The 11,252-nt window shown below is 65.5% G+C and carries 10 protein-coding genes; 6 read left to right on the top strand and 4 right to left on the bottom strand.

Annotated elements, in window-relative coordinates; genetic code table 11:
- Positions 1 to 38: 38 nt before the first annotated feature.
- Entirely contained in the window at positions 39 to 1,016 is a 978-nt protein-coding gene (locus tag ACY8GK_RS05380) for a DNA replication terminus site-binding protein (RefSeq protein WP_196174726.1), read from the bottom strand.
- Between the two features lie 475 nt (positions 1,017 to 1,491).
- Here ACY8GK_RS05380 and ACY8GK_RS05375 point away from each other — a divergent pair, with 475 nt between their 5' ends.
- Positions 1,492 to 2,805 (top strand): erythromycin esterase family protein, encoded by a 1,314-nt coding sequence (locus ACY8GK_RS05375; protein WP_462402520.1) that lies wholly within the window; start codon positions 1,492 to 1,494, stop codon positions 2,803 to 2,805.
- Between the two features lie 36 nt (positions 2,806 to 2,841).
- Here ACY8GK_RS05375 and cydB read toward each other — a convergent pair whose 3' ends face one another.
- Both cydB and ACY8GK_RS05365 read right to left on the bottom strand, forming a co-directional pair.
- Positions 2,842 to 3,825, bottom strand: coding sequence for a cytochrome d ubiquinol oxidase subunit II (cydB, locus tag ACY8GK_RS05370; RefSeq protein ID WP_462402519.1), 984 nt, complete (start codon positions 3,823 to 3,825; stop codon positions 2,842 to 2,844).
- A gap of 2 nt (positions 3,826 to 3,827) precedes the next feature.
- Positions 3,828 to 5,201 (bottom strand): cytochrome ubiquinol oxidase subunit I, encoded by a 1,374-nt coding sequence (locus tag ACY8GK_RS05365; protein ID WP_462402518.1) that lies wholly within the window; start codon positions 5,199 to 5,201, stop codon positions 3,828 to 3,830.
- A 243-nt stretch (positions 5,202 to 5,444) separates the two neighbouring features.
- On the opposite strand from ACY8GK_RS05365, the gene ACY8GK_RS05360 reads away from it, so the two are divergent.
- A complete protein-coding gene (locus tag ACY8GK_RS05360) occupies positions 5,445 to 6,296 on the top strand; it encodes a LysR family transcriptional regulator (RefSeq protein ID WP_462402517.1) in 852 nt (283 codons plus the stop codon).
- A 33-nt stretch (positions 6,297 to 6,329) separates the two neighbouring features.
- On the opposite strand, the gene ACY8GK_RS05355 is transcribed toward ACY8GK_RS05360, so the two are convergent.
- Positions 6,330 to 7,235: a LysR family transcriptional regulator gene (locus tag ACY8GK_RS05355; protein ID WP_196174731.1), complete on the bottom strand. Its 906-nt coding sequence runs from the start codon at positions 7,233 to 7,235 to the stop codon at positions 6,330 to 6,332.
- A gap of 100 nt (positions 7,236 to 7,335) precedes the next feature.
- Between ACY8GK_RS05355 and ACY8GK_RS05350 the strand changes: the two genes are divergently transcribed.
- From ACY8GK_RS05350 to ACY8GK_RS05335, 4 genes are all read left to right on the top strand, one after another.
- Positions 7,336 to 8,034 carry a CoA transferase subunit A gene (locus tag ACY8GK_RS05350; RefSeq protein WP_196174732.1) on the top strand — a complete coding sequence of 233 codons (699 nt, stop codon included), beginning with the start codon at positions 7,336 to 7,338 and terminating at the stop codon, positions 8,032 to 8,034.
- A 21-nt stretch (positions 8,035 to 8,055) separates the two neighbouring features.
- Positions 8,056 to 8,712, top strand: coding sequence for a CoA transferase subunit B (locus tag ACY8GK_RS05345; protein ID WP_196174733.1), 657 nt, complete (start codon positions 8,056 to 8,058; stop codon positions 8,710 to 8,712).
- 80 nt (positions 8,713 to 8,792) lie between these two features.
- The gene (locus ACY8GK_RS05340; protein WP_462402516.1) at positions 8,793 to 9,974 is read left to right on the top strand and encodes an acetyl-CoA C-acetyltransferase; all 1,182 of its coding nucleotides are present in this window, start codon (positions 8,793 to 8,795) and stop codon (positions 9,972 to 9,974) included.
- Between the two features lie 196 nt (positions 9,975 to 10,170).
- Positions 10,171 to 11,166 (top strand): aldo/keto reductase, encoded by a 996-nt coding sequence (locus ACY8GK_RS05335; RefSeq protein ID WP_196174735.1) that lies wholly within the window; start codon positions 10,171 to 10,173, stop codon positions 11,164 to 11,166.
- The last annotated feature ends 86 nt before the right edge of the window (positions 11,167 to 11,252 follow it).

Below are 11,252 nucleotides of genomic sequence, written 5' to 3'. Positions count from 1 at the left end.
GGCCACGGCCCCACGGGGCCTGGTCTTTGGGCAACAGGTCATGGCTGCTGGTAGACCACGCCCCCCAGACGATAGGTCGACAGCACCTGAGTGTCGGCGCCCGGCTTCCCAGACTCTGCCAGCTGATCCGCTGGTGCGGTCGGCAGATACATGTGCCGCTGTGCCCAGACTTCTTCCCGGGGTTTCACATCGCGCCGACGTTCGCCGCGGCTGGACTTGTCGAAATCCTTGAGCTCGCTCAGCTTCATGGGGGTATCACCGGCCAGCACGAACACCGGCAGGTTAGCCTTCGGCTGCGCGTCCCAGCGCTGACCGCTCGGTCCGAACCAGAGGGTACAGCGCGGATGCGGCGCGATGGTCTTGTGCTTGACCAGGACGTCCTGGTCATCGAAGTGGACGATCGCCCTGAGGTCGAGGTATTCCGGCGTCTCATGCACGGCGATGCCCTGCTGCTTAGCCCGCGCCTGGGCCGCGGCGGCCAGTTGCTCGCGTATCTTGCCAACGGCGATGCGCTGCGTCCCGGTGGTATGCCCGGCCCAGGTGAAGGACAGACGTCGCGGCGCGCCATCGAAGGCATGCACGCTCCGCTGCAACTGCTTGGTACTGAACGTAGCCGACCCCAACGCCCGGCGCATCAGCCGTGGGCGCATTTCAGGCGTGAGATCCTGGGCGATCCGCTCTGCCTCGATCGCCGCCATCAACCGCTGTTTCGCCTCGTTGACCTCCTGTGCCAGCCAGAGCACCGATTCGCTCAGCTGGAAGTAGCCCGGCAGGCGCATGACGGTCCCCGGCGCCTGGCCGACGTCCCGCTCGAAGGTGCCGATGGCCTCGAGCGTGGCATCGATGGCCTGCTGGCCCTCGAGCAGCTCGACTTCGATGACGTCGGGGGTACGTTGTTCGTGCAGCACCGGCAGGCGCCAGACCTTGCCGGCGACGACCAGCGATGGCCAGCTTTCGTTGAACGCACGAACGCTGGAAGTAAGGGCGTGATAGGAGCGTCTTATATCTTCGTACATGAAAACCTCCTGTGTCGGGAAAGTATAACATTCACGGAAGTCCGGGTAATCGTTGGATGGTTTGTACTTTGAATGCGATTGGAAGATCTATCGTCTGGCGTGCTAAGTGGCTGGCGCGACAGGCCACGTAGCGGCCTCGGGATCGGCCCGGCAACCAGGCTTCGTACAGCCACGAAGATAGGGGCCTGCATACCCTACCCCCTGGTCTGATCAACCGCTCTTAGTTTATTGCGTTGTATGGCATCCAACTTTACCTCCCATATACACGCCATCTGATTTGGAACAGACAGCGCAGAAATCAAAGTTTGCACTAGTATGTTAATGGCTTTTTACAGGGGTGGTATAAATAACACGCCTGCTCCACCCATCGCCTCGCCGGTCTGCGCCTCGGAACATGCCTGAACTGGTCGTCGTCATCCGTGAAATGGGGCACGCGTTGCCGCGCGCCCGGATCCCGACCAGAGGATGAATACCGATGAACGCTCCAACCGACGCAATCGTCTCGCTCCTGCGGCGTCATGCCGAGCCGCTGCCGGCCAGCGACTCCCCTGCCTTCGGCACGCTGTTCGATCGCTATGGCGAGGCCACCGTGGTGCTGATCGGCGAAGCCAGCCATGGCACCAGCGACTTCTATGACAGGCGTGCGGCGATCACCCGGCACCTGATCCAGGCGCATGGCTTCAACATCGTGGCGGTGGAGGCGGACTGGCCCGACGCGGCGCGGATCGACCGGCGCACGCGGTACCTGGAACCTGCGCGGGACGATCGCCAGCCGTTCAATCGTTTCCCGACCTGGATGTGGCGCAATACCGATGTGGAAGCCTTCACCACCTGGCTCGAAGCCTACAACCGTGCCCTTCCCTTCGAACGACGCGTGGAATTTCGCGGCCTGGATATCTATAGCCTGCGCAGCTCGATCAGCGAGGTGCTGGCCTTTCTCGATCGCAGCGACCCCGAGCTTGCCCATGAGGCCCGGCGGCGCTATGGCTGCCTGACGCCCTGGCAGGACGAGCCGGCGCTGTACGGCCATTTCGTCGAGCGCGATGGCCTTGCCCCGTGCGAGGAAGCGGTGGTCAAGCAACTGCGCAGTTTGCTGGACAAGCGCCTGCACGACTGCACCGAGGACGACGAAGCCTTTTTCGACGCTACCCAGAATGCGCGTGTCGTGCGTGCCGCGGAGCAATACTACCGGGCAATGTACAAGGGTTCGGTACTGTCCTGGAACCTGCGCGACCAGCACATGTTCGATACCTTGCAGGCCGTGCTGGCGCGACGCGGTGATGGCGCCAAAGCCGTGGTCTGGGCCCACAACTCGCATATCGGCGATGCGGCGGCCACGGCCATGGGCAGGCGTGGCGAGCTCAACATCGGGCGTTTGTGTCGTGCCCACCATGGGCGCCAGGCGGTCCTGATCGGCATGAGCACCGACCGTGGCGAAGTGGCGGCGGCCGACGACTGGGACGGCGACATGCAGACCATGCAGGTGCGCCCTTCCCTGCCGGCGAGCTGGGAGCGGCAGTTTCTCGAAGCCGGTATACCTGCCTCGTTGACCGATTGGCGTGGCGACGACCGCCAGGCCTTGCGCGAAGGCTTGTCGGCCTCGCTGCTGGAACGGGCCATCGGGGTCATCTACCGCCCCCATAGCGAACGCCAGAGCCATTATTTCGAGGCGGTGCTGGCCGAGCAGTTCGACGCGCTGGTATGGATCGAGCAGACCCGCGCCGTCACTGCGCTACCGAGCTCGGCGGCCGAACACGACGAAGAGGACACCTTCCCTTTCGGCGTGTGACGCACGCGATGCGGCGACCGTACCCAAACAGACCTGCTAGGAGCGAATCTTGCCGGCGAACACCCGGAAACCCCAGGTGTTGTAGGCCAATGTCACGGGAACGATCACCATGAACCCGACCAGCATGAACCACTGGGTGGCGGGCGCTGCGTGCGCCTGCCCCAGGCTCAGATCCGGCGGCACGATCGACGGGAATACCATGATCACCAGCACCAGCGAGGACACGCAGACCATGCCCAGCGCCGCGAACAGAGGCAGATGATCCCGAGCGCCATGCAAGGCACGCTGGAATCCTGCCGACAACGCAAGCAGGACGAGCAACGCTGGGGCCGCTAACCAGGGGTGGTATAGACGCGCAGCGTAACGCGCGTCGAACGCCGCTGCCCAAGCCAGCATTGCGATGAGCAGCACCGGCACCAGCACCGCCAGCCACCGCGCCTGACGCCCGGAACGGCGCTGCAACGCCCCGTCGCAGCGCCAGTACAGCCAGCAGGCGCCCAGCCACAGGTAGCCCAGCGTCAGGGCAAGGCCACAAGCCAGGGGAAACGGCGAAAGCCACTCCCAGCCACTGCCGGCATACTGTCCGGCGGCCTGGGGCACGCCCTGCAGCAAGGTGCCCAGGGCTATGCCCTGGCAGACCGTGGCGAGCAGCGAACCGGCCAGCAGCGCTCCGTCAGCCAGGCGCTTGCGCGACACCTGCTCGCGAAACTCCAGGCCCACGGCACGCAGGATCAGCGCCATCAGCATCAGCGACAGGGGCAAGTACAGCGCCGGCAGCAGGATGGCATAGGCTGCGGGGAACAGCGCCAGCAAACCGCCCGCGGCCAGTACCAACCAGGTTTCGTTGGCATCCCACACCGGCAGGATCGACAGCACCATGGTGGCGCGCTCGTCAGGCCGAGGGTTGCTGCCCATGAGCAATCCCACGCCCAGGTCGGTGCCGTCGAGCAGGACATAGGTCAGCAGCGCGAACGCCAGCGCCGCACCACTGAGCAGGGTCAGCCCGTCGATGCCGAACATGCTCAGCGCCCCTCATCCGGCCCGGGTTGCGGACCCGGCTCGGCGGCGCGCGGTGGCCGGCCGGCGAGGCGCAACAGCAGCCACAAGCCGGCCCCGAACACCAGCACATAGAATCCCAGCAGGCCCGCCGTCGTCGCCATCACGGTCTGCCCTGCCACCGGCGACAGGCTGTCGGCCGTGCGCAGCAGCCCATGGACCGTGAACGGCTGGCGGCCGACCTCGGTCACCACCCAGCCGCCGAGCATGGCCAGGAAGCCGGCCGGCGCCAGGGCCAGGCTGGTGCGCTGCAGCCAGCGCGCCTGGTACAGACGTCCTCGCGCGCGCAGCACCAGGCTGGCGATCCCCTGGGCCAGCATCAGCAGGCCCAGGCCGACCATGATGCGAAAGGCGAAGAACACCACGGGGACCGGCGGCAGGTCTTGCGGTGGGAATTCATCGAGCGCGGCGATGCTGCCAGTCAGGTCGTGACGCAGGTACAGCGAGCCTAGCCGTGGCACGGCCAGCTCGAGATGATTGCGCTGGCGCTCCATGTCCGGCAGGGCGAACAGCCGTAGTGGCTCGCCCTGCCCCTCGGCCGGTCGCTGCCAGGACCCCTCGATGGCGGCGACCTTGATCGGCTGCACTTCGAGCGTGTGACGCCCATGCAGGTCGCCGATCAGCACCTGCAGCGGGGCCAGCACCGCGATCGTCCAGAGCGCCATCGAATACTGCAGGCGCGCGCGCGGATTGCCTGGCTCGCGCAGCAGCTGCCAGGCACCGACCCCGGCCACCATGCTCGCGCTGCCCAGCAGCGCTGCGATGAGCATGTGCGTCAGCCGGTAGGGGAAGGACGGGTTGAAGATGATCGCCCACCAGTCCTCGGCGATGAAACGCCCATCGCCAGCGATGGAATAGCCGGCCGGCGTGTGCATCCAGGAATTGGCCGAGAGGATCCAGAAGGCGCTGACCAGCGAGCCGATGGCGACCGCGCAAGTGGACATGAAGTGCAGCCTGGGCCCGACCTTGTTCAGCCCGAACAGCATGACCCCGAGAAACCCCGCTTCCACGAAGAATGCCACCAGTACTTCGTAGAACATCAACGGCCCGATGACCTCACCGGCCTTGAGCGACAGCCGCGACCAGTTCAGGCCGAACTGGTATTCCATGACCAGCCCCGAAGCGGTACCCACCGCCACGGTCAGCGCGAACAGCTTCAGCCAGAAGCGGTAGACCTCCATGGCATGGGCATTGCCTCGCCACAACCAGAGTGCCTCCAGCACCATCAGGCCCTGCGCCAGGCCGATGCTGAAAGCCGCCAGGACAATATGGAAGCCGATGCTGATGGCGAACTGCAAACGAGCGGCCAGCAGTCCGGAAGCGGCGTCGGCGAGTTCCATCAAGCCGGCCGTCCAGCCAACGCCGGTGCAGTTCTACCCAAGCGGCATGCAGGACAATGAAGATGGAACATGGATCGTCTCGCCCGAGGCATATGTGTCTGAGTATTTCGAGAGAACAGCGCCGAGGAAAGTTCACGACCGCACCGGCCCATGCCTGCACGCCGTCGTCACCGGAGCCGAGTCAGACCCTTCAGCCGGCGCGGCCGAGTCCGTATCATGGAGCCACAGTTCCAGGGGTTTGAAATGTTCGATTGGGAAGACCTGCGTCATTTTTCGGCTTATGTCGCTTCGGGATCACTCGCTGGCGCCGCCCGCTCCCTGGGTGTCGACCATGCCACCGTGGCGCGGCGGATCGCCTCGCTGGAAACGGCGTTGCGGCTCAAGCCGGTCGACCGCCGCCCCAGGGCCTACGCGCTTACCGAAGAAGGTGCACGGGTCGGCGAGTTCGCCGAGCAGATGCTGCAGTCATCGTTCGCCCTGGAGCATTTCGCCAGCGCCGGACAACAGGCCGTCGAAGGCCAGGTGGTGATCGCCGCCCCGCCAGCGCTGCTTGGCAGCATGGTGGCGCGCAGGCTCGGCGACCTGTATCAGCGCCATCCGCGCCTGCAGCTCAAGCTGGTCGGCAGCAAGTCGCGGGCTTCGCTGGCGCGTCGGGAAGCGGACGTGGCGATCACCTTGGCCAGGCCCACCGAGCCGACGCTGGTGGCGAGCCTGCTGGGCCACCTCGATTACCGGCTCTACGCTTCGCCAGCTTACCTGCGTGGCGCGGATCCGCACCGCTACATCGGTTACGACGAGTCCCAGGAGCGTTCGCCGCAGCAGCAGTGGTTGCTCGGCCAGATCGGCGACCGCCCCTTCGCCCTGCAAAGCAACGACCTGCGGATCCAGGCACAGGCAGCGGCCGGCGGCATTGGCATTGCCTGTCTGCCGACCTTCATGGCCAAGGAGCACGGGCTCGAACGCGCCGGCGAGCAGGATCGCTCGATGAGCATCGAAATCTGGCTGGCGGTGCACGAAGACGTCCGCGCTGCGCCGCGCATCAAGGCGGTGACGGATTTTCTGGTCCAGCAGGTGCGCCCCCTGCTGCGCGCGTGAAGGCCGCGCGCGGCGGTCTCGCAGGTGGCGCGTTCAACCAGGCAAGCCGGGGCAGCCGCGACGCAGCTGGCTGCCCGGGGCCGCGCCTTGCAGGCTTTCGGCAAGCCCGCTGGCCGCCGCCGACAGCTCATGACCGGGCGGGAACAGCACCCCGACCGGCTTTTCCACATTGGGCCCGCTGATGGCGCGGCAACACGCGCCAAGTGACTGCATCTGCTCACGACAAAGCTCCGGAACCACGCTCACGCCCAGCCCCTGGGCGACCATCCTGCCCACCGTGACCAACTGGTGACACTCGAAAGCGACCTGGAACTGCTGCACCTCCTCCAACAGTTCCCGCACCGTGGAGGGACGCTGCAAGGTGATGAAAGGAAACCGCAGCAGCTCGCCCCAGGTGACCTGCCCGGCCGCCGCCAGCGGCGAGTCTTTCGGCATCACGGCGATGAAACGATCGACGTACAGCGCCGAGAAGCGCATGCCCAGCGTCTGCGGTGGTTCGAAGCCGATGCCCAGCTCCACCTGGCGGGTCCGCACCATGTCCCAGACCTGCTCGTTGACCACGTCGTGGACCGCCACATCGATGCCTGGATGACGGGCCTTGAACGACCTGAGCACCTGCGGCAGCAAGCTGCAGGCGAACGAGGGCATGGCGGCGACCGAGACGCGGCCGCGCTGCAAGGTGAAGTGCTGGCGCAAGGTGTCTTCGGCGTCGTCCCACTCGGCCAGCAGACGCCGGGCGATCGGCAGCAGCACCTCGCCCTCGGGGGTCAGGGCGACGCTGCGCGTGGTGCGCACCAGCAGGCGTCCACCGAGACTCTCTTCCAGGTTCCTGATCGCCAGGCTCAAGGCCGGCTGCGACAGATGCAGCCGCTCGCCAGCGCGAGCGAAGCTCAGGCTTTGGGCCACGGCCAGGAACGCACGTAACTGGCGAACCGTCATTGATTGGTTTCCCAAATGAATGGCAAGGAAAAACAAAATTAACAAATGACGTCGAGAAGATGAAGCTGTGCCTACCCCTCACCACGACAGGCACAAGAACATGAGCGGACTGGACAAACGCGTGGACAGCTACAGCGAGGCCCTGGCTGGACTGACGGATGGAATGACGGTACTGGCTGGCGGCTTCGGCCTGTGCGGCATTCCCGAAAACCTCATCGAGCAGATCCGCCGGCTCGGCGTGCGCGACTTGACGGTGGTTTCGAACAACTGCGGCGTGGACGGTTTCGGCCTCGGCGTGCTGCTCGAGGACCGCCAGATCCGCAAGATGATCGCCTCCTATGTCGGCGAGAATGCGTTGTTCGAACAGCAACTGCTCAGTGGCGAGCTGGAAGTGGAACTCACGCCCCAAGGCACCCTGGCGGAAAAACTGCGCGCCGGCGGCGCCGGCATCCCGGCGTTCTTCACCGCCACCGGCTACGGCACGCCAGTGGCCGAAGGCAAGGAGGCGCGGCAGATCAATGGCCGGCACTATATCCTCGAACCGGCCATCACCGGCGATTTCGCCATCGTCAAAGGCTGGAAGGCCGATCACTTCGGCAACGTGATCTATCGCCACACGGCGCAGAACTTCAACCCGGTCATGGCCACGGCTGGGCGGATCACCGTGGTCGAGGTCGAGGAAATCGTCGAACCCGGCGAGCTGGACCCCGCGCACATCCATACCCCTGGGATCTACGTCGATCGCATCATCCAGGGCCGCTTCGAAAAACGTATCGAGAAACGCACCCTGCGTGCCTGACCGTCATTCCAGGAGATTTCCATGGCCCTCACCCGTGAACAAATGGCCCAACGCGTGGCTCGCGAGCTCAAGGACGGCTACTACGTCAACCTCGGCATCGGCATTCCCACCCTGGTCGCCAACCATGTACCCGAGGGGATCGACGTGATGCTGCAATCGGAGAACGGTTTGCTCGGCATGGGCCCCTTCCCTGACGAAGCGCAACTCGATGCCGACATGATCAATGCCGGCAAGCAGACGGTCACCGCCCGCCGCGGCGCGGCGATCTTCTCCTCGGCCGAGTCCTTCGCGATGATCCGTGGCGGGCATGTCGACCTCACCGTGCTCGGTGCCTTCGAAGTCGACGTACGTGGCAACATCGCCTCCTGGATGATCCCCGGTAAGCTGGTCAAGGGCATGGGTGGCGCCATGGACCTGGTCGCCGGTGCCGAGAACATCATCGTCACCATGACCCACGCCTCCAAGGATGGCGAGTCCAAGTTGCTCGAGCATTGCAGCCTGCCCCTGACTGGCTGTGGCTGCATCCGCAAGGTACTGACCGACCTGGGCTACCTGACCATCGAGGACGGCAGCTTCATCTTGCACGAACACGCCCCAGGCGTCAGCATCGAGGAAATCGTCGAGAAGACCGCAGGCCGGCTGCGCATCTCGCCCGCCGTACGTGAAATGACCTTCTGAACCCCTGGCAGCGCGGGGGCTTGCAACCCAGGCCAGTCCTCGCGATCGGCTCCTTCTTCCATCGCTACAGGAACATCGTCATGCAAGATGTCGTCATCGTCGCCGCCACCCGTACCGCCATCGGCAGTTTCCAGGGCAGCCTGAGCAGTACGCCAGCCACCACATTGGGCGCGGCGGTGATCCGCCGCCTGCTGGAACAGACCGGGCTGGATGCCGCCCAGGTCGACGAGGTGATCCTCGGCCACGTACTGAGCGCCGGCAGCGGGCAGAACAGCGCGCGCCAGGCCGCCGTCCAGGCCGGCCTGCCGCATGCCGTGCCGGCGTTGACCTTGAACAAGGTCTGCGGTTCCGGGCTCAAGGCCGTCCAGCTCGGCGCCCAGACCATCCGTTGCGGCGAGGCCGAGGTGGTGATCGCTGGCGGCATGGAAAACATGAGCCTGGCGCCCTATGTACTGCCCAAGGCACGTACCGGCTTGCGCATGGGGCATGCCGAACTGCTCGACAGCATGATCGTCGATGGTCTGTGGGATGCGTTCAACGACTATCACATGGGGGTCACCGCCGAGAACCTGGTGGCGAAGTACGCGATCAGCCGCGAGGCCCAGGATGCCTTCGCCGCCGCCTCGCAACAGAAGGCCGCGGCGGCCATCGAGGCCGGTCGCTTCGCCGACGAGATCACCCCGATCCTGCTCCCCCAGCGCAAGGGCGAGCCGCTGCGCTTCGACACGGACGAACAGCCGCGCGCCGAAACCAGCCTGCAATCGCTGGCCAAGCTCAGGCCGGCATTCAAGCCCGATGGCACGGTGACGGCCGGCAATGCTTCGAGCCTCAACGATGGCGCCGCCGCCGTATTGCTGATGAGCGCGAGCAAGGCCGCCGCGCTCGGGCTGCCGGTGCTCGCGCGCATCAAGGCCAGCGCCAGCGCGGGCGTGGACCCGGCGCTGATGGGCATCGGCCCGGTCTCGGCGACCCGCCGCTGCCTCGAGAAGGCCGGCTGGTCGCTCGATCAGCTCGACCTGATCGAAGCCAACGAGGCGTTCGCCGCCCAGGCCCTGGCGGTCGGCCAGGAACTGGGCTGGGACGCGAGCAAGATCAACGTCAATGGCGGCGCCATCGCTCTGGGCCATCCCATCGGTGCCTCCGGGTGCCGAGTGCTGGTGACCCTGCTGCATGAAATGATCCGGCGGGACGCGCACAAGGGCCTGGCCACCCTGTGCATAGGCGGAGGCCAGGGTGTGGCGATGCTGATCGAGCGGGGATGACGTCACCGGCCTGTGGGCATGACGGCATGGCCGTGCTTCCAGCACCATGACGGGTGTTTTCAGCAGGCCCCTTGTGCATTTTTGCAAACGACGCCTGCGTATCCCTGGAATTCCCGCACGACCGCCGCGCCGCTAACCTTGTCATCGTGACTGCGGCCACTCTGGCCGACAGTCTTCCGATCGACAGGAGAAGCACATGCAATACGTCAAGCTCGGCACTACAGGCCTGGATGTCTCCAGGCTCTGCCTGGGATGCATGACCTTTGGCGAACCCGATGCCGGTACCCATCCCTGGACCCTTGGCGAGGCCGATAGCCGACCGATCGTCCGCCACGCCGTCGACCAGGGGATCAACTTCTTCGATACCGCCAACAGCTACTCGGCAGGGACCTCCGAGCTCATTCTCGGCAAGCTGCTCAAGGAATTCATCCGCCGCGACGAAGCGGTCATCGCCACCAAGGTCTTCTATCCGGCGAACATGTGGGAAGGCGCGACCCGGCCCAATGAACAGGGGCTCTCGCGCAAGGCCATCCTGGCCGGTATCGACGCCAGCCTGACACGTCTGGGCACCGACTATGTCGACCTCTACCAGATCCACCGCTGGGACTACCACACTCCCATCGAGGAAACCATGGAAGCGCTGCACGACGTGGTCAGGGCCGGCAAGGCCCGCTACATCGGCGCCTCGTCCATGTATGCCTGGCAATTCGCCAAGGCCCAACACGTCGCGGCCACGCATGGCTGGACCCGCTTCGTGTCGATGCAGAACTACCTCAACCTGCTGTATCGGGAAGAGCAGCGCGAAATGATCCCGTTGTGCCTCGACCAGGGCGTGGGCCTGATGCCGTGGAGCCCGATGGCCCGTGGCCGCCTGACCCGCCCACAGGGCCAGCAGACGGTACGCACCCGCAGCGACGTGTCCGGCCGCTCGTTCTACGAGGCCACGCAAGAGCAGGACGGTCGAGTGATCGACGTGGTCGAGCAAGTCGCCCAGGAACGTGGCGTTCCCATGGCCCAAGTGGCCCTGGCCTGGGTGCTGCGCCAGCGCGGCGTTTCGGCACCGATCGTCGGCGCATCCAAGCCTGCACACCTGGACGATGCCATCGCCGCGCTGCAACTGACGCTGTCGGACGCTGAAGTCTCGCGCCTCGAGGCGCCCTACGTGCCCCATGCGGTGACCGGCTTCAACTGAGCCCGCGGGCAGCGCCTCGTCGGATCGACGCGGCGGCTGTCGGACCGGCGAGCGACTGATGCTCACCGTCGTGGTCCAAGCCTGGT

Source organism: Pseudomonas sp. Marseille-QA0332 (assembly GCF_054950175.1).
Note: the sequence above shows the minus strand (reverse complement) of the source record. Positions and strands in the feature narration are given on the sequence as shown.

Excerpts from the sequence above, each read along its gene's own strand:
- ACY8GK_RS05380 (WP_196174726.1), bottom strand. The coding sequence starts at position 1,016 with ATGTACGAAGATATAAGACGCTCCTATCACGCCCTTACTTCCAGCGTT.
- ACY8GK_RS05375 (WP_462402520.1), top strand. The coding sequence starts at position 1,492 with ATGAACGCTCCAACCGACGCAATCGTCTCGCTCCTGCGGCGTCATGCC.
- cydB (WP_462402519.1), bottom strand. The coding sequence starts at position 3,825 with ATGTTCGGCATCGACGGGCTGACCCTGCTCAGTGGTGCGGCGCTGGCG.
- ACY8GK_RS05365 (WP_462402518.1), bottom strand. The coding sequence starts at position 5,201 with ATGGAACTCGCCGACGCCGCTTCCGGACTGCTGGCCGCTCGTTTGCAG.
- ACY8GK_RS05360 (WP_462402517.1), top strand. The coding sequence starts at position 5,445 with ATGTTCGATTGGGAAGACCTGCGTCATTTTTCGGCTTATGTCGCTTCG.
- ACY8GK_RS05355 (WP_196174731.1), bottom strand. The coding sequence starts at position 7,235 with ATGACGGTTCGCCAGTTACGTGCGTTCCTGGCCGTGGCCCAAAGCCTG.
- ACY8GK_RS05350 (WP_196174732.1), top strand. The coding sequence starts at position 7,336 with ATGAGCGGACTGGACAAACGCGTGGACAGCTACAGCGAGGCCCTGGCT.
- ACY8GK_RS05345 (WP_196174733.1), top strand. The coding sequence starts at position 8,056 with ATGGCCCTCACCCGTGAACAAATGGCCCAACGCGTGGCTCGCGAGCTC.
- ACY8GK_RS05340 (WP_462402516.1), top strand. The coding sequence starts at position 8,793 with ATGCAAGATGTCGTCATCGTCGCCGCCACCCGTACCGCCATCGGCAGT.
- ACY8GK_RS05335 (WP_196174735.1), top strand. The coding sequence starts at position 10,171 with ATGCAATACGTCAAGCTCGGCACTACAGGCCTGGATGTCTCCAGGCTC.